This is a genomic window from Bradyrhizobium sp. S3.12.5, assembly GCF_040548225.1.
GTDB classification, from domain to species: domain Bacteria; phylum Pseudomonadota; class Alphaproteobacteria; order Rhizobiales; family Xanthobacteraceae; genus Bradyrhizobium; species Bradyrhizobium cytisi.
The window spans coordinates 82229-106387 of sequence record NZ_JBEPRF010000019.1 but is presented as its reverse complement, the minus strand read 5'-3'; the positions used below and the strand labels follow the sequence as shown (position 1 = coordinate 106387).

The window sequence follows — 24159 nt, the reverse complement described above, 5'->3', positions numbered from 1 at the left end:
GCGAAGGAGGATGTCGCCCGGATGCTTGCCAGCACTGACAACGAACTCGACCATGGACCGCGGACCGAAAGGTCCGCGACCATGCGCATGTGCGCTGTCAGCCGCGAGGTCCGGCCGATCGACGAGCTGATCCGCTTCGTCATATCGCCGCAAGGCGACATAGTTCCCGATCTCAAGCGCAAATTGCCCGGACGGGGCATGTGGGTCACGGCATCGCGACAGGTGGTTGCGGAAGCCGTCCGTCGTCACCAATTTACCAGAGCCTTCAAGCGCGACCTGCGCATTCCCCAGACGCTTCCCGACGACATCGATGCGCTCCTGGTTCGAAGCGTGACCGAAGCCCTTGGGATTGCCGCCAAGGCGGGCCAGATTGTTGCAGGTTTCGGCAAGGTCGAAAGCGCCCTGCGGGAAGGCACTGTCGAGGTCCTGATCCACGCCAGCGACGGGGCCGCGGACGGAATCCGCAAATTGGACATGCTGGCACGTCAAAATGCCGGAAACCGCGGTGCCAAGCCTCAGATTCCGGTCGTCACGGCCCTGAAATCGGTAGAATTGGATTTGGCACTTACCCGGTCAAATGTGATACATGCTGCCCTGCTCGCGGGCCCGGCGAGCAAGTCATTCCTGTCACGTAGCCAGATGCTGGTCCGATACCGGATGGCGGACGCTGACAAGATTGCCGAAAAGCCCGGCCAGGATTTCTGAAGATAACGACGAACCCGATAAGACGGTGCGGCAACGCACAACACTGATAAATCAGGATTAGGACTGCTGAATGGTTGATACCAAGACCCCAGACGACAAGAAGCTGAGCGTTCCGAGCAAGACGCTATCGCTCAAGCCGCGCGTCGAAACGGGCACTGTCCGCCAGAGCTTCAGCCATGGCCGCAGCAAGCAGGTCGTGGTCGAGAAGCGCGGCAAGCGCCGCATCGACGGCAGCCCTGAGCCGCAGGCCCCGACGGTTGTCGCGAAGCCGGCGCCCGCCGCGCCTGCGCCCGCCCCTTCACGCCCGGCGCCGCCGCGCAACGCCGGCTCCGGCGTGGTGCTGCGTACGCTGACCGAGGACGAACGCTCCGCCCGTGCCAGCGCGCTCGCTGACGCCAAGGTTCGCGAAGTCGAAGAGCGCCGGCAGGCCGAGGAAGAGGCCCAGCGCCGCACGGTTCGCGAGGCCGCCGAGCGCGCCGAGCGCGACGCCGCCGAATCCCGCCGCAAGGCCGAGGAAGAGCGCCACCGTCACGAGGACGAGGCCAAGCGCAAGGCCGAGACCGAAGCCAAGAAGCGCTTTGGCGAAGGCGAGCAGCCGGCTGCCGCGCGTCCCGCAGCGGCCACCCCGGCGACCAGCGCTCCGCGCTCCGCGCCGACCACGACGCGACCGGGAGCGACGGCGACCACTCGCCCGGCAACGACCACGACGCGACCGGGCATCCCGGCAGCTCGTGCGCCCGGTGTTGCGGCCGGACCGGACGAAGATGACGGTCCGCGCCAGATCCGTCGCGGTCCCGGCGGCGCCGCGCGTCCTGTGGTGGCGCCCAAGCCGACCCATAAACCTGGCCCGCAGAAGGAGCGCGGCCGCCTGACCGTCGTCACGGCGCTCAACGCCGACGAGGTGCGCGAGCGCTCGATCGCCTCGTTCCGCCGCCGCACCCAGCGCCTGAAGGGCCACGTCTCGAATGAGCCGAAGGAGAAGCTGATCCGCGAGGTGATCATTCCCGAAGCGATCACCATCCAGGAACTCGCCAACCGCATGGCCGAGCGCGCGGTCGATGTCATCCGCATGCTGATGAAGCAGGGCGCGATGCACAAGATCACCGACGTGATCGACGCCGACACCGCGCAGCTGATCGCCGAAGAGCTCGGCCATACCGTCAAGCGCGTCGCCGCGTCCGACGTCGAAGAAGGCCTGTTCGACCAGGTCGACGATTCCTCCGACACCGAGACGCGGTCGCCTGTGGTGACCGTGATGGGCCACGTCGACCACGGCAAGACCTCGCTGCTCGACGCGCTCCGCCATGCCAACGTGGTGTCCGGCGAAGCCGGCGGCATCACCCAGCACATCGGCGCCTATCAGGTGCTGTCGCCCGAGAGCGGCAAGAAGATCACCTTCATCGACACGCCCGGCCACGCCGCGTTCACCGCGATGCGCGCCCGCGGCGCCAAGGTCACCGACATCGTCGTGCTGGTGGTCGCGGCCGATGACGGCGTCATGCCGCAGACCGTCGAAGCCATCAACCACGCCAAGGCGGCGCGGGTGCCGATCATCGTTGCCATCAACAAGATCGACAAGCCCGATGCCAGGCCCGAGCGCGTGCGCACCGAGCTGCTCCAGCACGAAGTGCAGGTGGAATCGTTCGGCGGCGACGTCGTCGACGTCGAAGTGTCCGCCAAGAACAAGACCAATCTCGACAAGCTGCTCGAGATGATCGCGCTCCAGGCCGACATCCTCGACCTGAAGACCAATTCGGAGCGTCCGGCCGAAGGCACCGTGATCGAGGCCAAGCTCGACCGCGGCCGTGGTCCGGTCGCGACCGTGCTGGTCCAGCGCGGCACGCTCCGGGTCGGCGACATCATCGTCGCCGGCGCCGAGATGGGTCGCGTCCGCGCGCTGATCTCGGACCAGGGCGAGACGGTGCAGGAAGCCGGTCCGTCGGTGCCGGTCGAGGTGCTCGGCTTCAACGGTCCGCCGGAAGCCGGTGATCGTCTCGCGGTGGTCGAGAACGAAGCCCGCGCCCGTCAGGTCACCAGCTACCGCGCGCACCAGAAGCGCGAGAACGCGGCGGCATCGATCTCCGGCATGCGCGGCTCGCTCGAGCAGATGATGTCGCAGTTGAAGACGGCGGGCCGCAAGGAATTCCCGCTGATCATCAAGGCCGACGTGCAGGGCTCGCTGGAAGCGATCCTCGGCTCGCTGGAAAAGCTCGGCACCGACGAAGTCGCCGCCCGCATCCTGCATGCAGGCGTCGGCGGCATCTCGGAATCCGACGTGACGCTCGCCGAAGGCTTCAACGCCGCGATCATCGGCTTCTCGGTTCGTGCGAACAAGGAGGCGGCTGCGGCCGCCAAGCGCAACGGCATCGAGATCCGCTACTACAACATCATCTACGACCTCGTGGACGACGTGAAGAAGGCGATGAGCGGCCTGCTCGCGCCGACCTTGCGCGAGACCATGCTGGGCAATGCTTCGATCCTGGAGATCTTCAACATCTCCAAGGTCGGCAAGGTTGCCGGCTGCCGCGTCACCGACGGCACCGTGGAACGCGGCGCCAATGTGCGCCTGATCCGCGACAACGTCGTCGTGCACGAAGGCAAGCTGTCGACGCTGAAGCGCTTCAAGGACGAAGTGAAGGAAGTCCAGTCCGGTCAGGAATGCGGCATGGCCTTCGAAAACTATCACGACATGCGTGCCGGTGACGTGATCGAGTGTTATCGCGTGGAGACGATCCAGCGCTCCCTGTAAGTCCAAATCTTACCGAAGCGGCTGGATCTTTTTGAGCTGAAATTGCGGGAGTGAGATGGCCGGATTTTTTCCGGCCATCCACGCCTCATTCGTTCCAACAGGACAAATGACAGTGCTCGTGTCCCAAACGCGGGCAGGACGAGGTGATTTTCGACGATGCCGCGCCATCATCAGAAGAAAAGTTCCGCGCCCGGCGGCTCGCAGCGTCAGCTGCGCGTCGGCGAGCAGGTTCGCCACGCGATAGCCGAGATTCTGGCGCAAGGCGGTGTGCATGATGCGGACCTCGAAGGTCACATCATCACCGTGCCGGAGGTGCGGATGTCGCCCGACCTGAAGCTCGCGACAATCTACGTGATGCCGCTTGGTGGCCGCGACACCGAGCTCGTCATCGCTGCGCTCGATCGCAACAAGAAATTCCTGCGCGGCGAAGTCGCGCGGCGCGTTAACCTGAAATTTGCACCTGACCTTCGCTTCCGCGTCGACGAGCGATTCGACGAAGCGGAACGGATCGAGAAGCTTTTGCGAACACCTGCGGTGCAGAAGGACCTGGAACAGGATCCGGACTCGGATCGGGAAGAAAAACAATGATGATGGACCCGGCTCACGGCACGATCGGCAGCGAAGAGGTCGACACGCGCGACCTGCAGAAAAATAATTTTGCAGTTGCCGATGCTCAGCCGCATCAGGAAGCGCGTCGCGTCAACAACGATCCGCGCGCGGGCAAGCAGAAGGGCAACCAGCCCCGCCGCGACCGGCGCGACGTGCACGGCTGGGTCGTGCTCGACAAGCCGATCGGGATGACCTCGACGCAGGCCGTTGCCGTGCTCAAGCGTCTGTTCAACGCCAAGCGCGCAGGCCACGCCGGCACGCTCGACCCGCTCGCCTCCGGCGGCCTGCCGATCGCGCTCGGCGAAGCCACCAAGACGGTTCCCTTCGTCATGGACGGTCGCAAGCGCTACCGCTTCACCGTGTGCTGGGGCGAGGAGCGCGACACGGACGATATCGAAGGCAAGGTCACCGCGACCTCGGACCAGCGCCCGACCCGCGAGGCCATCGAAGCCCTGCTGCCCCGCTTCACCGGTGTGATCGAGCAGGTCCCGCCGCGCTATTCGGCGATCAAGGTCCAGGGCGAGCGGGCCTACGATCTGGCACGCGACGGCGAGGTCGTGGAACTAGCGCCCCGCCCGGTCGAGATTCACCATTTAACCCTTGTGGATCAGCCAGATAGCGATCGGGCCGTGTTCGAGGCCGAGTGTGGCAAGGGCACCTATGTCCGCGCGCTCGCCCGCGATATGGGCCGGATTCTCGGCACTTTCGGCCATATCTGCGCGCTGCGGCGGACCCTGGTCGGCCCGTTTGGCGAAAACGACATGATTCCGCTGGATCAGCTTGAGGCTTTATGCGATAGAGCCGCGTCCGGCGAGGGAAGCCTCGCCGACGCGCTGATGCCCGTTGAGACCGCGCTGGACGACATCCCGGCACTGGCCGTCACTCGGGCTGATGCGGCAAGGCTCCATCGGGGCCAGGCCGTTTTGTTGCGCGGACGGGATGCGCCCACTAGTAGCGGCACAGTCTATGTCACGGTAGCAGGCCGTCTTTTGGCGCTTGCTGAAGTTGGCAATGGCGAAATCATCCCCAAGCGTGTGTTCAACCTGACCGGCTTGACTGCCTCAACCGGTCGCAACGAGAGAAATTGACGATGTCGATTGCCGCAGAACGCAAAGCGGAAGTCATCAAGACGAATGCCAACAAGGCCGGCGACACCGGCTCGCCAGAGGTTCAGGTCGCGATCCTGTCGGAACGCATCACCAACCTGACCAACCATTTCAAGACCCACGTGAAGGACAACCATTCGCGTCGCGGTCTCTTGAAGCTGGTCTCGACTCGCCGTTCGCTCCTCGACTATCTCAAGAAGCGGGACGAGGCGCGTTACAAGGCGCTGCTCGAGAAGCACAACATTCGTCGTTAAGAGTTCTTGCGCGCGCCACCGGCGCGCGTTTTTGCGCGTGATTTCGAGCGAAAGCGCTTATTTCAAGGTTTTTGATCGAGGCTCACGCGTACGTCCGGTGCGGGCCAATGCTGCTTCGCATCGGGGCATGATGAACGAAGACCGCGGTCCGGTGTTCGCGAGCGTGCCGACTGACAGTCCAGCAGCAATCCGGCGGCTGGGCGCAACGGGCAAGGTGCCCGTATGACCCGAAAGGATGGACGCCATCCGACATCCGAAAACCATGGCAGGATCGCAGGACGCTGATCGCCCGCTCCGATCAGCGTCCTGCAATCTTGACATGGTTTTTGTTTTTCGAGCCGTCCCTTCTTTCGAGAACCCATGAAAGAAGACCTCTATGTTCAATAAGCATTCCGTCGAGATCGACTGGGGCGGACGCCCTCTCAAGCTCGAAACCGGCAAGATCGCACGCCAGGCCGACGGCGCCGTCGTCGCCACCTATGGCGAGACCGTGGTGCTCGCCACCGTCGTCGCGGCGAAGTCGCCGCGTGAAGGCGTCGACTTCCTGCCGCTGACCGTCGACTACCAGGAAAAGACCTACGCAGCTGGCCGCATTCCCGGCGGCTATTTCAAGCGCGAGGGCCGTCCGACCGAGAAGGAGACGCTGGTCTCCCGCCTGATCGACCGTCCGATCCGTCCGCTGTTCGTCGACGGCTGGCGCAACGAGACCCAGGTGATCGTCACCGTGCTGTCGCACGATATGGAGAACGATCCCGACATCGTCGCGCTGGTGGCGTCCTCGGCCGCGCTGACCCTGTCCGGCGCCCCCTTCAAGGGCCCGATCGGCGCTGCCCGCGTCGGCTTCGCCAATGACGAGTTCATCCTCAACCCGACGCTCGACGAGATGGTCGACACCCAGCTCGACCTCGTCGTCGCCGGCACCGCCGACGCCGTGCTGATGGTGGAATCGGAAGCCAAGGAGCTGAACGAAGACATCATGCTCGGCGCCGTGATGTTCGGTCACCGCCACTTCCAGCCGGTCATCAACGCGATCATCGAGCTCGCCGAGAAGGCCGCCAAGGAGCCGCGCGAAGTCACCGTCATCGACAATGCCGCGCTCGAGAAGGAAATGCTCGGCCTCGTCGAGCAGGAGCTGCGCGCCGCCTACGCCATTCCGGTCAAGCAGGATCGCTACGCCGCGGTCGGCAAGGTCAAGGAAAAGGTGATCGCCCACTACTTCCCTGAAGGGCAGGAGCCGAAATACGACAAGCTGCGCATCGGCGCCGTGTTCAAGGAGCTCGAGGCGAAGATCGTTCGCTGGAACATCCTCGACACCGGCAAGCGCATCGACGGCCGTGACTCAAAGACCGTTCGCAACATCATTGCCGAGGTCGGCGTGCTGCCCCGCGCCCATGGCTCGGCCCTGTTCACCCGCGGCGAGACCCAGGGCCTGGTCGTGACCACGCTCGGCACCGGCGAGGACGAGCAGTATATCGACGCGCTGTCGGGAACGTACAAGGAGACGTTCCTGCTGCACTACAACTTCCCTCCCTACTCGGTGGGTGAGACCGGCCGCCTCGGCGGCACCAAGCGCCGCGAGATCGGCCACGGCAAGCTTGCCTGGCGCGCGATCCACCCGGTGCTGCCGCCGCATCACGAGTTCCCGTACACGATCCGCGTGGTCTCCGAGATCACCGAGTCCAACGGCTCCTCGTCGATGGCTTCGGTGTGCGGCGCCTCGCTCGCGCTGATGGACGCTGGCGTGCCGTTGAAGCGGCCGACCGCGGGCATCGCGATGGGCCTGATCCTCGAAGACAAGCGCTTCGCGGTTCTCTCGGACATTCTCGGTGACGAGGACCATCTCGGCGACATGGACTTCAAGGTCGCCGGCACGGAAGTGGGCATCACCTCGCTCCAGATGGACATCAAGATCGAGGGCATCACCGAGGAGATCATGAAGGTCGCGCTCGGCCAGGCCAAGGATGGGCGTATCCACATCCTCGGCGAGATGGCCAAGGCGCTCACCAACGCCCGCGCAGAGCTCGGCGAATACGCGCCGCGCATCGAGACCTTCAAGATCGCCACCGACAAGATCCGCGAAGTGATCGGCACCGGCGGCAAGGTGATCCGCGAGATCGTCGAGAAGACCGGCGCCAAGGTCAACATCGAGGACGACGGCACCGTGAAGGTCGCCTCCTCCGATGGCGAGGCGATGAAGGCCGCGATCAAGTGGATCAAGTCGATCGCATCCGATCCGGAGGTCGGCCAGATCTATGACGGCACTGTCGTCAAGGTGATGGAGTTCGGCGCCTTCGTGAACTTCTTCGGCTCCAAGGACGGCCTCGTCCACATCAGCCAGCTCGCCTCGGCGCGCGTGCAGAAGACCTCCGACGTCGTCAAGGAAGGCGACAAGGTCAAGGTCAAGCTGCTCGGCTTCGACGATCGCGGCAAGACCCGCCTCTCGATGAAGGTCGTCGATCAGACCACCGGCGAAGACCTCGAAGGCAAGGGCGGCGACGGCGAGAAGGCCCCGCGCGAAGCGGCCGGCGAGTAAGTCTCGCTCCACCATCGGAAACACGAAGGGCGGCCGAGAGGCCGCCCTTTTTGTTTGTGTTCGCTCCGGGAGAGCTGCGCTCCCTCTCCCGCTTGCGAGAGAGGTGCAGCAACTCAGGCCGCGAGGTCGAACCGGTCGAGGTTCATCACCTTGGTCCAGGCCTTGGCGAAGTCCTTCACGAACTGCTCCTTGGAGTCGGACGTGGCATAGACCTCGGCGTAGGCACGAAGCTGCGAGTGCGCGCCGAAGATGAGATCGACACGCGTGCCGGTCCACTTCACCGCATTGGTCTTGCGGTCGCGGGCTTCGTAGGTACCGTCAGCAGCCGGCGTCCACTGCGTGCCCATATCGAGCAGGTTGACGAAGAAGTCGTTGGTCAGCGTGCCCACCTTCGAGGTCAAGACGCCGTTCTTCGAACCGCCCGCATTGGCACCGAGCACGCGCAGGCCGCCGACGAGCGCCGTCATCTCGGGTCCGGTCAGCTTCAGAAGCTGCGCGCGATCGACCAGGGCTTCTTCCTGCTGCAGGAACTGTTGCCGCTTGCCGACGTAGTTGCGGAAGCCATCGGCTCGCGGCTCCAGCGGAGCAAACGAAGCGGCATCGGTCTGCTCCTGCGAAGCATCCATGCGGCCCGGCGTGAACGCGACCTTGACGTCGACGCCAGCATCCTTGGCGGCCTTCTCGACCGCGGCGGTGCCACCAAGCACGATCAGGTCGGCGATCGAGACCTTCTTGGCGCCTGATGACGCGTTGAAGTCTTTCTGGATCGCTTCGAGCTTGCCGAGCACCTTGGAGAGCTGGGCCGGCTGGTTCACCTCCCAGTCCTTCTGCGGCGCGAGGCGAATGCGCGCGCCGTTGGCGCCGCCGCGCTTGTCGGAGCCGCGGAACGTCGAAGCCGACGCCCAGGCGGTCGAGACCAGCTCCGGCACCGGGAGGCCCGACGCCAGGATCCTGGTTTTCAGCGAGGCGATATCCTGATCGCTGACCAGCTCGTGGTCGACCTTCGGGATCGGATCCTGCCAGATCAGCGTCTCCTTCGGCACCAGCGGGCCGAGGTAGCGCTGGATCGGACCCATGTCGCGGTGGGTGAGCTTGAACCAGGCGCGGGCGAACGCGTCGGCGAACTGATCGGGATTTTCGAGGAAGCGGCGCGAGATCTTCTCGTAGGCCGGATCCATGCGCAGCGAGAGGTCGGTGGTCAGCATGGTCGGCCGATGCTTCTTCGACGTGTCGTACGCGTCCGGAATGATCGCGTCGGCACCCTTGGCCGTCCACTGGTTCGCACCACCCGGGCTCTTCGTCAGCTCCCATTCGAACTTGAACAGGTTCTCGAAGAAGTTGTTGCTCCACTTCGTCGGCGTCTTGGTCCAGGTCACCTCGAGACCGCTGGTGATGGAATCACCCGCGAGACCCGACGCGTGCTTGCTCTTCCAGCCGAGGCCCTGATCTTCCAGCGCGCCGGCTTCCGGCTCCGGTCCGACCAGCGACGGATCGCCGGCGCCATGGGTCTTGCCGAAAGAGTGGCCGCCCGCGATCAGCGCGACGGTTTCCTCGTCGTTCATCGCCATGCGGAAGAAGGTCTCACGGATGTCCTTGGCCGCGGCGACCGGATCCGGCTTGCCGTTCGGGCCTTCCGGATTGACGTAGATGAGACCCATCTGCACCGCGCCGAGCGGCTCGGCGAGCTGGCGTTCGCCGCTGTAGCGCTCATCGCCCAGCCACGTGCCTTCGGGACCCCAATAGAGCTCCTCCGGCTCCCACACGTCGGCGCGACCACCGGCAAAGCCGAACGTCTTGAAGCCCATCGACTCCAGCGCGACGTTGCCCGCGAGCACCATCAAATCGGCCCAGGAAATCTTGCGGCCGTATTTCTGCTTGATCGGCCAGAGCAGCCGGCGCGCCTTGTCGAGGTTGGCGTTGTCAGGCCAGCTGTTGAGCGGGGCGAAACGCTGCTGACCGGCACCGGCGCCGCCGCGGCCGTCGGTGATGCGGTAGGTGCCGGCGCTGTGCCAGGCCATACGGATCATGAGGCCGCCGTAATGACCGAAGTCGGCCGGCCACCATTCCTGCGAGTCCGTCATCAGAGCGGTCAGGTCCTTGATGACCGCGTTCAGGTCGAGCGTCTTGAATTCCTTGGCGTAGTCGAATTCCTTGCCCATGGGATCGGAGAGGCCGGAATTCTTGTGCAGCATCTCGATGCTGAGCTGAGTTGGCCACCAGTCGCGGTTGGATGGCGCGCGTTTTCCGCCCGAAAACGGGCACTTCGAAGTGTCGTCCATGATTACCTCCTCTGGTGGCGTCCGACGGCGCCTTTGACCAGGTAGAACCACTCTAAGCGCCACGTTCGATCAGGGGAAGTTGACTTTAATGATCGCTGCGATAGGATTTTCTGATGATCAACGTGACGATGCGACAGTTGCGGTATTTCGACGCGCTGGCACGGCATGGTCATTTCGGCCGCGCCGCCGAGGCCTGCTCCATCTCGCAGCCGGCACTGTCGATGCAGATCAAGGAACTGGAGGAAGCGCTCGGCGGGCTGCTGCTGGAGCGCAGCGCGCGCCAGGTCGCGCTGACCCGGTTCGGCGAGGAGCTCGCCCAGCGCGTCCGCGACATCCTGCGCTCGGTCGATGAGCTCGGCGATTTCGCCCGCGCCTCGCAGGACCGTTTTGCGGGCCGCCTGCGCATCGGCATGATCCCGACGATTGCCCCCTATCTGCTGCCCAAGATTACGAAGAATCTCACCCGCCTGCATCCCGAGCTCGACATCCGCGTGCGCGAGACGATGACGCCGCGGCTGATCCAGGAACTGGTCGAAGGCCGGCTCGACACCGCCATCGTCGCGCTGCCGGTCTCCGAACCCTCGCTCACCGAGGTCGCTTTGTTCGAGGAGAAATTCCTGCTGGTGCGACCGGGCACGGATGCGGGCACGCCGGTGCCGTCGCGCGAGATGATGCGGGAGATGCGGCTGTTGCTGCTCGAAGAGGGCCATTGTTTCCGCGATCAGGCGCTGTCGTTCTGCAACATGCAGTCGGCGCCGCCGCGCGAGATGCTGGACGCCAATTCGCTGTCGACATTGGTCCAGATGGTCAGCGCCGGCATCGGCGTCACCCTGATTCCGGAGATGGCGGTGTCGGTGGAGACGCGATCGGCCTCGGTCTCACTGTCGCGCTTCCGCGACCCCGAGCCTTCGCGCACCATCGGCATGGTCTGGCGCAAGACCAGCCCGCTGGCGCGGCAGCTGCTGCAGATCTCCGAGGTGGTGTGCCTGTCGGCCGGCAAGGCGCGCCCGCGGCAGGCCGCGCGCAACCAGCGAGCCTGAGATGCCGCATCCGATCATCCGTCCCGCCCGCGCCGACGAATATGACGAGATCGGCCGTGTCTGGATGGAGAGCTGGGTCTCGACCGGGCTTGCCGAAGCCAGCGAGTTCCTGCTGGCAAACCTGCGTGCGCGCATCCGGCGCGAGATGGAGAACGGCTGGAGCCTGTTCGTCGCCGACGACAACGGCACCATCGCTGCGATGCTCGCGCTGCATCTGCCAAAACTCTATCTCGATATGCTGTTCGTCGGACCCGCCTATCAGGGACAATCGCTCGGGCGGAAGTTGCTCGCCTTCACGCGCACGCACATGCCGGATGAAATGTTCCTGCGCTGCGTCCGCGAGAACGAAAAGGCCTGGCGCTGGTACGAGCGCGAAGGTTTTGTGTTCGAGAAGGAAGAGGTCGAGCCGTCGAACGGGTTTGTGATGAAGTACTATAGGTGGAAGAACAAGGGTCCGCTCCCATGATCAAACTCTATTGGTCGCCCCGCTCGCGTTCGTTCTCGGCGCTTTGGCTGATGGAAGAGAGCGGGCTTCGGTATGAGCGCGTGCTGACCGACATTTCGACCGGCGCGCAGAAGGCGCCGGATTATCTGAAGGTCAATCCGATGGGCAAGGTGCCGGCGCTCGCCGACGGCGATGCCGCGCTCGGCGAGGCCGCTGCAATCTGCGCTTACATCGCCGACCGTTATCCGGAGACGAAGCTCGCGCCTGATGTGACCGATCCACGTCGTGCGCGCTACCTGCAATGGCTGTTCTTCTCGCCGAGCTGCATCGAACCGGCGATCATCCAGATCTTCACCAAGATCGAGGTGCCGAGCTCGACTGCGGCCTGGGGCAGCGCGACGCAGGTCTTCGACGTGCTGGAAGCGGCGCTCGAAAACGGGCCTTGGATTCTCGGCGAGGAATTTTCCGCGGCCGACATCACGATCGGCTCTGGCCTGAACTTCGCAGTGCGCCTGTTCAAGATGGTGCCGTCGCGCACCGTGTTCGATGCCTATATCGCGCGCTGCATGGCGCGGCCGGCATTCCAGCGCGCGGAGAAGATCGCGGCGGGTTAGCCTTCCGCCTTCAGATCATCCGGCCTCGGCATCAGGACGGTGTTGTAGCCGGAATCGACATAGTGGATTTCGCCGGTCACGCCGCCGGAGAGATCCGACAGCAGATACAGCGCCGAGCCGCCGAGCTCATCGAGCGTGACGCCGCGGCGGAGCGGCGAATGCTTCTGCATGAACGCAAACATTGCGCGCGCCTCGCCGATGCCGGAGCCCGCGAGCGTACGGATGGGGCCGGCCGAGATCGCGTTGACGCGGATGCCGCGCGGTCCGAAATCGGACGCGAGATAGCGCACCGAGGCTTCCAGCGCCGCCTTGGCCACGCCCATCACGTTGTAATTCGGCATCGCGCGCTCTGAGGCGCCGAAGGTCAGCGTGATCATGCTGCCACCCTCGGTCATCAGCTCGGCGGCGCGTTTTGCGACCTCCGTGAACGAGAAGCAGGAGATCACCATGGTGCGCGAAAAATTCTCGCGGCTGGTGTCGGCGTAGCGGCCCTTCAGCTCGTTCTTGTCGGCAAAGCCGATCGCGTGGATCACGAAATCGAGCTTGCCCCACTTTTCGCGCAAGACGTCGAACGTGGCGTCGACGCTGGCAATGTCTTCGACATCGCACGGCAGCACCAGATCAACCCCAAGCGATTCCGCCAGCGGCTTGACGCGCTTGCCGAGAGCCTCGCCCTGGAAGGTGAAGGCGAGCTCGGCGCCATGGGCATGCAGCGTCCTCGCCATGCCCCAGGCGATCGAATGATCATTGGCAATGCCCATGATCAGACCGCGCTTGCCCTTCATCAAACCGTCCATCTCGCGATTACCCTCCGCTCTCCGTCATGCCCGGGCTTGTCCCGGGCATCCACGTTCTTCCGAAGTCGGTAGCAAAGACGTGGATGGCCGGGACAAGCCCGGCCATGACGAAATAGCTATCGATCGTCCGCAGTGACGTCACACGTCCAGCCGGCTGAACACCAGGGTGGCGTTGGTGCCGCCGAAGCCGAAGGAGTTCGACAGCACGGTGCCGATCTTGACGTTGTCGATGCGCCTGCGCACGATCGGCATGTCGGCGAACACGGGATCGAGCTCCTGGATGTGCGCGCTTTCGCAGATGAAACCGTTGTTCATCATCAGCATCGAATAGATCGCCTCCTGCACACCGGTCGCGCCCAGCGAGTGGCCGGTCAGCGCCTTGGTCGCCGAGATCGGCGGGCACTTCTCGCCGGCGCCGAACACGCGGCGGAGCGCGTCGATTTCCGGCGGATCGCCGGCTGGCGTCGAGGTGGCGTGCGGATTGATGTAGTCGACCTTGGTCTTCACCGTCGACATCGCCATGCGCATGCAGCGCTCGGCGCCTTCACCTGACGGCGCGACCATGTCGTAGCCATCCGAGGTCGCGCCATAGCCGACGATCTCGCCGTAGATGCGCGCGCCGCGCGCCTTGGCGTGCTCAAGCTCTTCCAGGACGAGGACTCCGGCGCCGCCGGCGATGACAAAACCGTCGCGGTTGACATCATAGGGACGCGAGGCGGTGGCGGGGGTATCGTTGTACTTCGAGGACATAGCGCCCATGGCGTCGAACAGCACCGAGAGCGACCAGTCCAGTTCCTCGCAGCCGCCGGCGAAGATGATATCCTGCTTGCCTATCTGGATCGTCTCATAGGCGTTGCCGACGCAGTGGTTCGACGTCGCGCAGGCCGAGGAGATCGAATAGTTCACGCCCTTGATCTTGAACCAGGTCGCGAGCGTCGCCGACGCCGTGGACGACATCGCCTTCGGCACTGCAAAGGGACCGACGCGCTTCGGTCCCTTGGTGCGGGTGATATCGGCGGCTTCGACGATAGTGCGCGCCGAGGGGCCGCCGGAGCCCATGATGATGCCGGTGCGGACGTTGGAGACTTCGTCAGGCGACAGACCGGAGTCCTGGATCGCCTGCTCCATCGCGACATGATTCCACGCCGCACCCTGACCGAGGAAACGCATGGCGCGGCGGTCAACCACTGTCGAAGGATCGAGCGTCGGCGCACCTTGCACCTGCGAACGGAAGCCGAGCTCGGCATATTTCTCGGCCCGCGAAATGCCCGACTTCGCCTCGTGAAGGCTCGCAAGCACTTCCTGGGTGTTGTTTCCGATCGACGAGACGATTCCCATCCCGGTGACCACAACCCGCCTCATGACAGCCTCGCCTAAATCGTTGTCTTTCTTGGTGATGCGCTCAGCCCAGGCTCACGCCTTGCTTGAACAAGCCGACCTTCAGCTCCTTCGCGCGATAAATAATCTGGTCATCGACCGAAAGCCATCCGTCGGCGATGCCGAGCACAAGCTTTGAACGCATCACGCGCTTGATATCGATGTTGTACACAACCTTGCGGGCCTCGGGCAGCACCTGGCCGCTGAACTTGAGCTCGTTCAGACCAAGCGCGCGGCCGCGACCTTCGCCGCCGCTCCAGCCGAGATAGAAGCCGACCATTTGCCACAGCGCGTCGAGGCCGAGGCAGCCGGGCATCACCGGATCGTTCTTGAAGTGGCAGCCGAAGAACCAGAGGTCCGCCTTCACGTCCAGCTCGGCACGCACGATTCCCTTGCCGAACTCGCCGCCGGTCTCCGAAATGTCCGTGATGCGGTCGAACATGAGCATCGGCGGCAGCGGCAGCTGGGCATTGCCCGGGCCGAACATCTCGCCGCGGGCACATGCCAGCAAATCTTCGTATTCGTAGCCGTTGCGCCTGTTCAGCATGCGGAAGCCTCTGTTTGAACCCCGATTGAGCGGCGTTTCTGGCAAAAAATGGGCCCCGTTCTCGTTCGGAAAGCAACGCCAATTGCCGTCGCCAGGCGCAAATACCGAGAGCCGGATGGACTTCGGGCCGGGCCTCAATGCCTGGCTGCGCCAAAATCGGTTAAGCGGAACCGCGCGCTCTCTAACACAGGCCTTTTCGGGTAGCAAAGCGGGCCCATGAAGGTAAAAATGACCGGGACCCGGCCCGGTTCCTCTGCTGATTAGAACCGCTCTAGTTGCGAGAAACTTGCATCTGCATCTATCTGTCCATATATTGCAGATAGATAGTGTTCACGCGTGCCCGAATTCTGGAAATGAACGAAAACAACGCCACCCACCACGACGAAGACGCCCATGCGGCGGCTCTTCTGTCCGGCCGCCAGCCGGCCCTGACCGGCTGCCCCTGGCACGACGTCAATGAAATGCTCCAGTCTGCCGGCCTGCGCCCGACGCGCCAGCGCATGGCGCTCGGCTGGCTGCTGTTCGGCAAGGGTGCACGCCACCTCACGGCTGAAATGCTCTACGAGGAAGCGACGCTGGCCAAGGTCCCGGTCTCGCTCGCGACCGTCTACAACACGTTGAACCAGCTGACCGATGCCGGCCTGCTGCGTCAGGTCAGTGTCGACGGCACCAAGACCTATTTCGACACCAACGTCACCACGCACCATCACTATTACCTCGAGAACAGCCACGAGCTGGTCGACATCGAGGATCCGCATCTGGCCCTGTCCAAGATGCCGGAGGTGCCGGAAGGCTACGAGATCGCGCGCATCGACATGGTCGTGCGCCTGCGCAAGAAGCGCTGAAATCGTCCCGAAATCGCATTGAGTTCGTCATGGCGAGTTCGTCATGGCCCGGCTTCGTCCCGGCCATTGTCGTTTCAGGCCGTCAGTTGACCTGCTCGTCGGCGTAGACGCCCCAGAGCCGTTCCTGCTGGATCCAGCCGTCAAAGCCGTCGCCGGCGACGTGGCACCAGTTGGTCGTGCACTTCTTCACCTGCGTGACGACGCCGGCCTGGAGTTTCGCGGCCACGGCACTGTCGGCATCGGCGCGGTCATAGATCGGCGCGAGATCGTCCCTGTGCTTCATGGTCACCACCGCGGTGCGGCGGCCCGACAGCAGCGAATGATAGACCCAGCCCTCGGCGCCCTCGGAATCGCGCACCCGGCGCCAGTTCTCGAACTCGGCGGTGATTTCCACCGGCAGGCCGGACCGGGTGTAGACCCAGGCCACGTCATTGTCCTTGGTTGGCCCGGCGCGAACGTTGACGTGATCCGATTTGAGGCTGACATAGCGCGGCACCGGAAGGCCGCTGGCCGTCTGGGGGGTGTTGTCCTTGGCCGAGTGCCCGGGGCTGACCGAGGCGCTCAACCAGGTGCAAATGAGCGCCAGCACCGAACAAAAACGCCCCAACGCCATTAACCCGTCTCCTGTCGAAGACCTGGCCAGACCAGGTCCTCACCCCAAATTCCAAAACCTGCCGTGCAAACCCCTCTCCCGCCCCACGCGGGTGTTCCCAAAGCCAAACCCGTGGTTCTTGTCTTGGCCCGGCCTTCTGCTAGAGAGGACGGACATCTGAACAACCGGTTTGCCCCGATTTTCCGGCCGGAAAGTTGGGGGAAAGCTTGAAGGAAACGCCGGGGACGACACGGCTAAGGCAGTGTCGAACAACCGGGTTAATGAGGCCTCAACAGCCGGCCTTTGGCGACAGAGGCGGCCTGCAACGCCTCATGAGGGCAGCACATGTCGGTGAAGAAAAAGCCCCTCGTCGTGGTGACGCGCAAGCTGCCGGACTCGATCGAGACCCGGATGCGCGAACTGTTCGACGCACGCATCAATCTCGACGACACACCGATGTCGACCGAGCAGATCGCCGAAGCCGCGCGCACTGCCGACATCCTGGTTCCCACGGTCACCGACCACATCAGCGCCGACATCGTCAATCAGCCCGACTGCAAGCTCCGCCTGATCGCCAATTTTGGCAACGGCGTCGACAATATCGACGTCGAGGCTGCGCATGCCCGCGGCATCACCGTCACCAACACGCCAAAGGTTCTGACCGAAGACACCGCCGACATGACGATGGCGCTGATCCTGGCGGTGCCGCGCCGGATGATCGAGGGCGCTTCCGTGCTGACGGAGGGAAAACCCTGGGCGGGCTGGTCGCCGACCTGGATGCTCGGCCACCGCATCGGGGGCAAACGCCTCGGCATCATCGGCATGGGCCGCATCGGCCAGGCGGTCGCACGCCGCGCCCGCGCGTTCGGCTTGCAGATCCATTATCACAACCGCCGCCCCGTCGCGCCGAAGATCGCCGAAGAGCTTGGCGCGACCTATTGGGAAAGCCTCGACCAGATGCTGGCGCGGATGGACATCATCTCGGTGAACTGTCCGCACACGCCAGCGACCTATCACCTGCTCTCGGCGCGCCGGCTGAAGCTGATCCGCAAGGACGCCTATATCGTAAACACCGCGCGCGGTGGAGTCACCGACGAAGACACGCTGATCAAGCTGATCGAAGCCGGCGAGATCGGCGGCGCCGGTCTCGACGTCTATGAGCACGAGCCGGCAGTCAACCCAAAGCTGGTGCGGCTTGCGAAAGCCGGCAAGGTGACGCTGATGCCGCATATGGGCTCGGCCACGATCGAAGGCCGCGTCGAGATGGGCGAGAAGGTGATCATCAATATCCGCACCTTCCTCGACGCGCACAAGCCGCCGGATCGCGTGTTGCCGAGCATGCTCTGAGGCCTATTTGCCGCGCGTCTCGCGCTTGCGCCAATCGGCGACGAAATCGATGAAGGCGCGCAGCGCGGGCGGCACCTGGCGCCGGCTCGGGTAGTACAGAAACGGGCCCGGGAACGGCTCGCACCAGTCTTCCATCAAGCTGACCAGCGCACCGGATTTCAGGGCGTCGCCGACATAGCCATCGAGGCTTGCCCAGACGCCAGCGCCGCCGAGCGCGGCGCGCATGGCAAGACCCATATTGGTGGAAATCAGTTTTGCAGGCGGATCGACCTTCACGATCTGGCCGGCCTTCTCGAACTCCCAGTCATGCATGACGCCGCTCGAATAGCGCGCGCGGATGCAGTCGTGGTCGAGCAAATCCTTCGGGTGCTTGGGCCTGCCGCGGCGCGCGACATAATCGGGCGAGGCGACGACGACATAGTGCTGCGGACCGCTCAGCGGGATCGCGACCATGTCTTGCGCGAGATGCTCGCCGTAACGCACGCCGGCGTCGTAGCCTGCGCTGACGATATCGACGAAGCCGCTCTCGGAAACGATATCGAGATCGACCTGCGGATGGGCCTGCAGGAACGGAACGACCATCGGCGCCAGCACCAAATCGACTGCCGGTGGTGGCGCATTGATGCGCAGACGGCCCGAGGCGACCTCGCGCAGGCCCCGGACCTGATCCAGGGCATCGCCGACGTCGCGCAAGGCCGGGGCCACCCGCGACAGCAACAGCTCCCCCGCCTCGGTCAGCGCGACACTGCGGGTCGTGCGGTTCATCAGCCGGACGCCGAGGCGCTCCTCCAGGTCACGCAGCCGCTGGCTAAGGCTCGACACCGACACGCGAATTTCGACCGCCGCGCGCCGGAAATTGCGGGTGCGGGCGATCGCCACGAAGGCATCGAGATCGCGCAGGTCAGGACCAACCATTGTTCGATATGATGAACAAGCTATTCCGCATTGTCCAGCTTATCGCGGCAATGGGCCGGGCGCATATCTGGCCTCGTCACGCGGCGTCCATCGGGCACCGCCTTTTTCAAGGAGAGTCATCATGGAACAGCGCAAACTCGGTTCGACCGGCCCCAACGTCTCGAGCCTCGGCCTCGGCTGCATGGCGATGTCGGATGCCTATGGCCCGGCCGATCGCGGCGAGAGCATCGCCACCGTCCATGAGGCACTCGACGCGGGCATCACGCTGCTCGACACCGGCGATTTCTACGCGATGGGCCACAATGAAATGCTGATCCGCGAGGCGCTGACGAACGTCCCCCGCGACAAGGTACAGCTCAGTGTGAAGTTCGGCGCGCTGCGCGGTCCCGCCGGCGAATTCGTTGGGTTCGATTCGCGGCCGGCTGCGACGAGAAACTTCCTCGCCTATTCGCTGCAACGACTTGGCACCGACTACATCGACGTCTACCGCCCGGCGCGGCTCGATCCCAGCATTCCCATCGAGGAGACGATCGGCGGTCTCGCTGATCTCGTGAAGGCCGGCTACGTCAAGCATATCGGCCTGTCCGAGGTCGGCTCCGACACCATCCGCCGCGCGCACGCGGTGCATCCGATCGCCGATCTCCAGATCGAATATTCGCTGATCGAGCGCGGCATCGAGCGCGATATTCTGAAGACCTGCCGTGAGCTCGGCATCGCCATCACCGCTTACGGCGTGCTGGCGCGCGGCCTGATCAGCGGCCATTGGTCGAAGGACTCCGGCAAGACCGGCCGCGACTACCGTCTGATGAGCCCGCGCTTCCAGGGCGCGAACCTCGATGCCAATCTGGCGCTGGCGGAGCAGCTTCGCGCCATTGCCACAGAGATCGGCGCAACACCAGCGCAGGTCGCAATCGCCTGGGTGGCGGCGCAAGGCCAGGAGATCGTGCCGCTGATCGGTGCCCGCACCCGCAAGCGCTTCACCGAAGCACTCGGCGCGACCAATGTGGCGCTGACGCCGGCTCATCTTGCGGCGCTGGCAAAGGCGTTTCCGCCCAACATCGCTTCCGGCACGCGTTATGCGGCCGAGCAGATGGCGCATCTCGACAGCGAGAAGCCGGCCACGGCGTAACAGCGCGATCAGGTGCGATGGGCGCTAAGGTCAGTCATGACCGGCCCATCGCCATTAAGCGGATTGGCCGGATCGCGCCCGTAGCGCAGCGTCTCGAAGCGCATCGCGCGCGCATCGATCATCAGGAGGCGGCCGACCAGGCCATCGCCAAAACCGACGATCTCGCGGATCGCCTCCAGCGCCATCATCGAGCCCATCACGCCCGCAAGCGCGCCCATGACGCCGGCCTCCGCGCAGGCCGGCACGGTGCCCGGCGGGGGCGCCTCCGGAAACAGACAGCGATAGGTCGGGTTAAATTCGCCCTGCTCATTTGTCTCATATGCGCGGATGGTGGTGAGCGAGCCGTCGAAGGTGCCGAGCGCCGCGGTGATCAGCGGCCGCTTCGCAAAAAAACAGGCATCCGAGACCAGATAGCGTGTCGAGAAATTGTCGGAGCCATCGAGCACCAGGTCGTAATCGCCGATCAGGCCCAGCGCATTGTCGGCATTGAGCCAGGTGGCGTGGCCGACGAAGCGGACATGCGGATTGAGCGCCGCAATCCGCTCGGCCGCGCTCTCGACCTTGTGCCGGCCGATGTCAGGCGTCGTATGGATGACCTGGCGCTGAAGGTTGGACAGCGACACGACGTCGTCATCGACCACGCCGAGCGTGCCAATGCCAGCCGCCGCCAGATACATCAGGGCCGGCGCGCCGAGCCCGCCGGCGCCGATCACCAGCGCGGAGGCTCGCTTCAGCGCAGCCTGGCCCGGGCCGCCGACATCGCGCAGCACGATATGGCGGGCATAGCGTTCGAGTTCATCCGGGCTGAGCACCTTCTCTTACTCCTGAACCGCCCCAACATTGTTCGCGACCAACGAGATGTGCTTCAATGGCGGCGCGTTCAATGGGCTGGCTGGATTTGTCATGAGATCGATGCTTGCGGCAACACTGATGTTGGCGTCTGCCACAGGCGCCAGCGCCCAGACGACGACGCCACAGGTCCCGGGCACCAAGCCGAAGGTGGTCCAGACCGTTCCGATCAAGCCGCCTGCCCTGCAAACGCCGTCGGAAACCGCGGATGGGATGGCGCAGGCCGAGCGGCTGTCGCTTCAGTCCGACCTCGCCTGGGTCGGCGGATATAACGGCGCCATCACCGGCGACGTCAGCTCGCGCATAGTCGACGCCATCAAGGAGTACCAGAAGAACAAGGGCGGCAAGCCAACCGGCGTGCTCAATCCGCAGGAGCGCGCCGCGCTCGCCGAGACCGCGCGGCGCAAGCGGGACAGTGTCGGCTGGAAAATCGTGACGGAGATGACCAGCGGCGCGCGGCTCGGCATTCCCTCAAAGCTGGTGCCGCAGCAGGCCACCGACGCCAACGGCTCGAAATGGACTTCGCCGACCGGAACGGTGCAGGTGCTGCTGAGCCGCCGCAAGGAGGCGAACCCGACGACCGCAAAACTCGCGGATGCCGAGAAGAAGGAGCCGGCCGGACGCAAGGTCGACTACACCGTGGTGAAGCCCGACTTCTTCGTGCTGTCGGGATTGCAGGGCCTGAAGAAATTTTACGTGCGCGGCACTTTCAAGGGCGACGAGGTCCGCATCATGACGATCTTGTACGACCAGGCGACCGAGGGCACGGTCGAGCCTGTCGTGATCGCGATGTCGAGCGCGTTCAATGCATTCCCGTCGGGGCCGCTAGTCGGACCGCCGCCGCGCAAGACCGTCGAATATGGCACCGGCATCGTCGTCAGCGACGACGGCGCGATCCTGGCCGACCGTCTCGTCACGGATTCCTGTCTCGCCATCACCATCGGCGGCTACGGCAATGCCGATCGTCTCGCCGAGGACAAAGAGCACGACCTCGCGCTGCTGCACATCTATGGCGCACGCGGCCTGAAGCCGCTCAGCCTCGCCGGCGGCCCAGCGAAGACAAGTGTCGATGTCGTCGGCATCGCCGATCCGCAGAGCCAGGGCGGCGCGGCCGGTGTATCGAGCATCAAGGCTGCGCTGGCATCTGTCGGTGGCGGCGATGCCGCGCTGTCGCCGCCGCCGGCGGTTGGATTTTCCGGCGGCCCGGCAATCGACGGCGACGGCAAGTTCTCGGGCGTTACGCTGTTGAAGCCGGCGATGGTTGCGGGACCCGCAAATGCAGTGCCGGCGTCACAGGCCGTGATGGTCGCAGCAGATACGGTACGCGATTTCCTGAAGGCGAGCGGCGTTGCCGCGAACGGCACGTCAACAGATGCGAAGGCGGCGGTCGTCCGCGTGATCTGCGTGCGGAAATGACTCTCGTGTCCCGGACGCGCTGCAACGCGCCAGCGTTGCTGCGCAGAGCCGGGAACCACGCCGCCTCAAATTCAGTGCGAGAAGTTTCTGGGCCCCGGCTCTGCAGCGCACCGCTTCGCGCTGCGCCGCGTCCGGGGCACGAGCGCTAGCTCAACCTGAACCTGACACCGCTTTTCGCAAGGCCGCCCGAGATCCCAACCGGCGTGCCGTCCGCGCGCCAGCAGGCGGCGCCCGACATGCTCCCGTCGTCGTGGAACGCAATCGCATTCATGCCGCCGGCAACCGTCGCCACGGGCTGGACCTTGTGGCCGAGGGCCGCAAGCTTCGCGCGAACGCTCTCCGGCACCTTCTGCTCGACCTCGAGCGCGTTGCCCTCGGTCCACACACGCGGCGCTTCGACCGCTTCCTGCAGGCTCATGCCGTGGTCGATCAGATTGATCAGCGCCTGCATCGCGCTTGGGAAGATGCGCTTTCCGCCGGGGAGGCCCAGCGCATAGCGCAGCTTGCCGTCACGGAGCGCCATCATCGGCGACATCGAGGTCGTCACGCGCTTGCCGGGCGCGAGCGACAGCGCATGGCCCGGCCGCGGATCGAACAGGTTCATGTAATTGTTGGCGATGGCCCCTAGACCCGGGATCATGATCTTGGCGCCAAAGAGATTGTTGATGGTCTGCGTGGTTGCGACCACGTTGCCGAAGGCATCTGCCGCCGTCATGTGCGTGGTGTGCGCGCTTTCGAGCTGCGTCACGCCGGCACCAAAAGCCTGCGCCCGCGCCGGATCGATGGCGCGGCGGCGCTCCTCGGCATAGGCTTTTGACGTCAGCTTCTCCACGGGCACGCCAACATAATCCGGGTCGCCGCTGGCGGCGGCGCGATCGGCGAAGGCGATCTTCAGGACCTCGGCGAGGTAATGGATGGTCTCTGATGTGCCGAAGCCGAGGCCACCGATGTCGTAGCCTTCAAGAATGTTCAGCATCTGCGCGATATGCACGCCGGAGGCCGCGGGCGGTGGCGGCCCCAAAATGGTCCAGCCACGATAGTCGGCGCGGATCGGCTGCCGCTCGACGGTCTTGTAAGCCGTGAGATCGCCACGCCGGATGAAGCCGCCGGCCTTTTCCATATAGTCAACAAGGATGTCGCCGAGCGGCCCCTCGTAGAGCGCTTTCTCGCCGTGGTCGGCGATAGCACGAAGCGTCTCGGCATATTCGGCCTGCACCACGCGCTCGCCGACCTTGAGCGGCTCGCCATCAGGCAGATAGATCGCCGCAATCGGCTTGTCCTTGCGCATCTCGGCGGCGCTCTCGCTGATACATTCGTGCAAGTACGGCGTCGCCGCATATCCGCGCCTGGCGTGCTTGATCGCGGGCTGCATGACGTCGGCAAGCGACATGGTACCGAATCGGCGCAGCGTCTCGCACCAGGCTTTCAGCGACCCCGGCGTGGCGACGGCTTTCGGACCGTTGAGGTTCTCGTTGCCGACGGTATCGAACACGTCATGGGCGGAGCCCGGCCTGGAGGTGTAGGTGGTGTCGCGGACCGCAGCGGGCACCGTGCTCTGGCCGTCGATGAAGCGGTGGCTGCCGTCGGCGAGGCGGATATGCGCCATGCCGCCGCCGATGATGCCGACCATCATCGGCTCGACCACGGTCAGCGTGAACAGGGTCGCGATTGCGGCATCGATGGCGTTGCCGCCAGCGGCCAGCATCTCGGCTCCGGCGCTGGAGGCCAGGGGATGGTTGCTCACCACCATGCCGCGGCTCGAGACCGCCGGCATCTTCTGGCAGTCAAAGGTGGTTGCCGTCCGATCGCGCCAGTTGCCGCTCATGCTGCCTGCCCCTCTTGTTCACGGCGGCGAGCACACCACACGCAGGATTACGGGTCCAGTAATGGTACGGATTAGCTGGCATTCCCGATTCTGCCATCATTGTTTCCGTTGATTCGGACATCCGCGGTCCCCTTTGGATCGGGCAAGGCACGTCCTGAGCGAGAAGAGCTCAGCATCGAGAAGCGA

General features: G+C 64.5%; 22 protein-coding genes. 13 read left to right on the top strand and 9 right to left on the bottom strand.

From position 1 onward, the window contains the following. The first annotated feature begins 21 nt into the window (after positions 1–21). Both ABIC09_RS26410 and infB read left to right on the top strand, forming a co-directional pair. A complete protein-coding gene (locus ABIC09_RS26410; RefSeq protein ID WP_354031317.1) occupies positions 22–705 on the top strand; it encodes an RNA-binding protein in 684 nt (227 codons plus the stop codon). A 70-nt stretch (positions 706–775) separates the two neighbouring features. After that, positions 776–3454, top strand: coding sequence for a translation initiation factor IF-2 (infB, locus tag ABIC09_RS26405; protein WP_148750931.1), 2679 nt, complete (start codon positions 776–778; stop codon positions 3452–3454). Between the two features lie 9 nt (positions 3455–3463). On the opposite strand, the gene ABIC09_RS26400 is transcribed toward infB, so the two are convergent. Next, positions 3464–3748 carry a hypothetical protein gene (locus ABIC09_RS26400; RefSeq protein WP_354111105.1) on the bottom strand — a complete coding sequence of 95 codons (285 nt, stop codon included), beginning with the start codon at positions 3746–3748 and terminating at the stop codon, positions 3464–3466. Here ABIC09_RS26400 and rbfA point away from each other — a divergent pair. From rbfA to pnp, 4 genes are all read left to right on the top strand, one after another. After that, a complete protein-coding gene (gene rbfA, locus ABIC09_RS26395; protein ID WP_246229826.1) occupies positions 3665–4042 on the top strand; it encodes a 30S ribosome-binding factor RbfA in 378 nt (125 codons plus the stop codon). The genes ABIC09_RS26400 and rbfA overlap by 84 nt on opposite strands. After that, positions 4039–5151 carry a tRNA pseudouridine(55) synthase TruB gene (truB, locus tag ABIC09_RS26390; RefSeq protein WP_354085106.1) on the top strand — a complete coding sequence of 371 codons (1113 nt, stop codon included), beginning with the start codon at positions 4039–4041 and terminating at the stop codon, positions 5149–5151. The genes rbfA and truB overlap by 4 nt, the downstream gene beginning before the upstream one ends. 2 nt (positions 5152–5153) lie before the next feature. After that, the gene (gene rpsO / locus ABIC09_RS26385) at positions 5154–5423 is read left to right on the top strand and encodes a 30S ribosomal protein S15 (protein ID WP_148750934.1); all 270 of its coding nucleotides are present in this window, start codon (positions 5154–5156) and stop codon (positions 5421–5423) included. Between the two features lie 376 nt (positions 5424–5799). Further along, positions 5800–7956 carry a polyribonucleotide nucleotidyltransferase gene (gene pnp / locus ABIC09_RS26380; RefSeq protein ID WP_148750935.1) on the top strand — a complete coding sequence of 719 codons (2157 nt, stop codon included), beginning with the start codon at positions 5800–5802 and terminating at the stop codon, positions 7954–7956. 113 nt (positions 7957–8069) lie between these two features. Here the strand turns inward: pnp and katG are convergent, their stop codons facing one another. Then, positions 8070–10235: a catalase/peroxidase HPI gene (gene katG / locus ABIC09_RS26375; protein ID WP_354111076.1), complete on the bottom strand. Its 2166-nt coding sequence runs from the start codon at positions 10233–10235 to the stop codon at positions 8070–8072. 113 nt (positions 10236–10348) lie between these two features. On the opposite strand from katG, the gene ABIC09_RS26370 reads away from it, so the two are divergent. Genes ABIC09_RS26370 through ABIC09_RS26360 form a run of 3 tightly spaced genes read left to right on the top strand, consistent with a single transcriptional unit; the run spans position 10349 to position 12334 of the window. After that, positions 10349–11275, top strand: coding sequence for a hydrogen peroxide-inducible genes activator (locus ABIC09_RS26370; RefSeq protein ID WP_354031313.1), 927 nt, complete (start codon positions 10349–10351; stop codon positions 11273–11275). Position 11276: 1 nt separating this feature from the next. Continuing rightward, entirely contained in the window at positions 11277–11741 is a 465-nt protein-coding gene (locus tag ABIC09_RS26365; protein WP_354111075.1) for a GNAT family N-acetyltransferase, read from the top strand. Next, positions 11738–12334 (top strand): glutathione S-transferase family protein, encoded by a 597-nt coding sequence (locus tag ABIC09_RS26360; protein WP_354111074.1) that lies wholly within the window; start codon positions 11738–11740, stop codon positions 12332–12334. Before ABIC09_RS26365 ends, ABIC09_RS26360 begins: the two co-directional genes overlap by 4 nt. Here ABIC09_RS26360 and fabI read toward each other — a convergent pair. From fabI to fabA, 3 genes are all read right to left on the bottom strand, one after another. Beyond that, on the bottom strand, positions 12331–13131 hold the full coding sequence (gene fabI, locus ABIC09_RS26355; protein WP_354111073.1) for an enoyl-ACP reductase FabI: 801 nt from the start codon (positions 13129–13131) through the stop codon (positions 12331–12333). The two genes, ABIC09_RS26360 and fabI, sit on opposite strands and share 4 nt — an antisense overlap. Before the next feature lie 138 nt (positions 13132–13269). Further along, positions 13270–14493, bottom strand: coding sequence for a beta-ketoacyl-ACP synthase I (gene fabB / locus ABIC09_RS26350; RefSeq protein ID WP_354111072.1), 1224 nt, complete (start codon positions 14491–14493; stop codon positions 13270–13272). Between the two features lie 40 nt (positions 14494–14533). After that, complete coding sequence (gene fabA, locus ABIC09_RS26345; protein WP_148750964.1) at positions 14534–15055, bottom strand: bifunctional 3-hydroxydecanoyl-ACP dehydratase/trans-2-decenoyl-ACP isomerase; 522 nt, start codon at positions 15053–15055, stop codon at positions 14534–14536. A gap of 353 nt (positions 15056–15408) precedes the next feature. Here fabA and irrA point away from each other — a divergent pair, with 353 nt between their 5' ends. Then, positions 15409–15900 (top strand): iron response transcriptional regulator IrrA, encoded by a 492-nt coding sequence (irrA, locus tag ABIC09_RS26340; protein WP_045004900.1) that lies wholly within the window; start codon positions 15409–15411, stop codon positions 15898–15900. Between the two features lie 82 nt (positions 15901–15982). Here irrA and ABIC09_RS26335 read toward each other — a convergent pair whose 3' ends face one another. Continuing rightward, the gene (locus tag ABIC09_RS26335) at positions 15983–16513 is read right to left on the bottom strand and encodes an SH3 domain-containing protein (RefSeq protein WP_354111071.1); all 531 of its coding nucleotides are present in this window, start codon (positions 16511–16513) and stop codon (positions 15983–15985) included. 324 nt (positions 16514–16837) lie between these two features. Here ABIC09_RS26335 and ABIC09_RS26330 point away from each other — a divergent pair, with 324 nt between their 5' ends. Then, a complete protein-coding gene (locus tag ABIC09_RS26330; protein WP_148750943.1) occupies positions 16838–17839 on the top strand; it encodes a 2-hydroxyacid dehydrogenase in 1002 nt (333 codons plus the stop codon). Positions 17840–17842: 3 nt separating this feature from the next. Here ABIC09_RS26330 and ABIC09_RS26325 read toward each other — a convergent pair whose 3' ends face one another. Further along, positions 17843–18754 (bottom strand): LysR family transcriptional regulator, encoded by a 912-nt coding sequence (locus ABIC09_RS26325; protein ID WP_354085100.1) that lies wholly within the window; start codon positions 18752–18754, stop codon positions 17843–17845. 121 nt (positions 18755–18875) lie between these two features. Here ABIC09_RS26325 and ABIC09_RS26320 point away from each other — a divergent pair, with 121 nt between their 5' ends. Continuing rightward, positions 18876–19883: an aldo/keto reductase gene (locus tag ABIC09_RS26320; RefSeq protein WP_354111070.1), complete on the top strand. Its 1008-nt coding sequence runs from the start codon at positions 18876–18878 to the stop codon at positions 19881–19883. 8 nt (positions 19884–19891) lie between these two features. Here ABIC09_RS26320 and ABIC09_RS26315 read toward each other — a convergent pair whose 3' ends face one another. Then, positions 19892–20695, bottom strand: a complete 804-nt coding sequence (locus ABIC09_RS26315) for a HesA/MoeB/ThiF family protein (RefSeq protein ID WP_148750946.1) — start codon at positions 20693–20695, stop codon at positions 19892–19894. 91 nt (positions 20696–20786) lie between these two features. On the opposite strand from ABIC09_RS26315, the gene ABIC09_RS26310 reads away from it, so the two are divergent. After that, a complete protein-coding gene (locus tag ABIC09_RS26310) occupies positions 20787–22148 on the top strand; it encodes a peptidoglycan-binding protein (RefSeq protein ID WP_354111069.1) in 1362 nt (453 codons plus the stop codon). 145 nt (positions 22149–22293) lie between these two features. Here ABIC09_RS26310 and ggt read toward each other — a convergent pair whose 3' ends face one another. Further along, a complete protein-coding gene (ggt, locus tag ABIC09_RS26305; protein WP_354085097.1) occupies positions 22294–23973 on the bottom strand; it encodes a gamma-glutamyltransferase in 1680 nt (559 codons plus the stop codon). Positions 23974–24159: the final 186 nt, after the last annotated feature.

Coding starts and splice junctions, on each gene's coding strand:
- pnp (WP_148750935.1), top strand. CDS start 5,800: ATGTTCAATAAGCATTCCGTCGAGATCGACTGGGGCGGACGCCCTCTC.
- ABIC09_RS26325 (WP_354085100.1), bottom strand. CDS start 18,754: ATGGTTGGTCCTGACCTGCGCGATCTCGATGCCTTCGTGGCGATCGCC.
- truB (WP_354085106.1), top strand. CDS start 4,039: ATGATGATGGACCCGGCTCACGGCACGATCGGCAGCGAAGAGGTCGAC.
- rpsO (WP_148750934.1), top strand. CDS start 5,154: ATGTCGATTGCCGCAGAACGCAAAGCGGAAGTCATCAAGACGAATGCC.
- ABIC09_RS26370 (WP_354031313.1), top strand. CDS start 10,349: ATGATCAACGTGACGATGCGACAGTTGCGGTATTTCGACGCGCTGGCA.
- ABIC09_RS26335 (WP_354111071.1), bottom strand. CDS start 16,513: ATGGCGTTGGGGCGTTTTTGTTCGGTGCTGGCGCTCATTTGCACCTGG.
- ABIC09_RS26360 (WP_354111074.1), top strand. CDS start 11,738: ATGATCAAACTCTATTGGTCGCCCCGCTCGCGTTCGTTCTCGGCGCTT.
- ABIC09_RS26320 (WP_354111070.1), top strand. CDS start 18,876: ATGGAACAGCGCAAACTCGGTTCGACCGGCCCCAACGTCTCGAGCCTC.
- fabI (WP_354111073.1), bottom strand. CDS start 13,131: ATGGACGGTTTGATGAAGGGCAAGCGCGGTCTGATCATGGGCATTGCC.
- fabB (WP_354111072.1), bottom strand. CDS start 14,493: ATGAGGCGGGTTGTGGTCACCGGGATGGGAATCGTCTCGTCGATCGGA.
- irrA (WP_045004900.1), top strand. CDS start 15,409: ATGAACGAAAACAACGCCACCCACCACGACGAAGACGCCCATGCGGCG.
- infB (WP_148750931.1), top strand. CDS start 776: ATGGTTGATACCAAGACCCCAGACGACAAGAAGCTGAGCGTTCCGAGC.
- ggt (WP_354085097.1), bottom strand. CDS start 23,973: ATGAGCGGCAACTGGCGCGATCGGACGGCAACCACCTTTGACTGCCAG.
- ABIC09_RS26365 (WP_354111075.1), top strand. CDS start 11,277: ATGCCGCATCCGATCATCCGTCCCGCCCGCGCCGACGAATATGACGAG.
- ABIC09_RS26410 (WP_354031317.1), top strand. CDS start 22: ATGCTTGCCAGCACTGACAACGAACTCGACCATGGACCGCGGACCGAA.
- fabA (WP_148750964.1), bottom strand. CDS start 15,055: ATGCTGAACAGGCGCAACGGCTACGAATACGAAGATTTGCTGGCATGT.
- ABIC09_RS26330 (WP_148750943.1), top strand. CDS start 16,838: ATGTCGGTGAAGAAAAAGCCCCTCGTCGTGGTGACGCGCAAGCTGCCG.
- ABIC09_RS26310 (WP_354111069.1), top strand. CDS start 20,787: ATGAGATCGATGCTTGCGGCAACACTGATGTTGGCGTCTGCCACAGGC.
- katG (WP_354111076.1), bottom strand. CDS start 10,235: ATGGACGACACTTCGAAGTGCCCGTTTTCGGGCGGAAAACGCGCGCCA.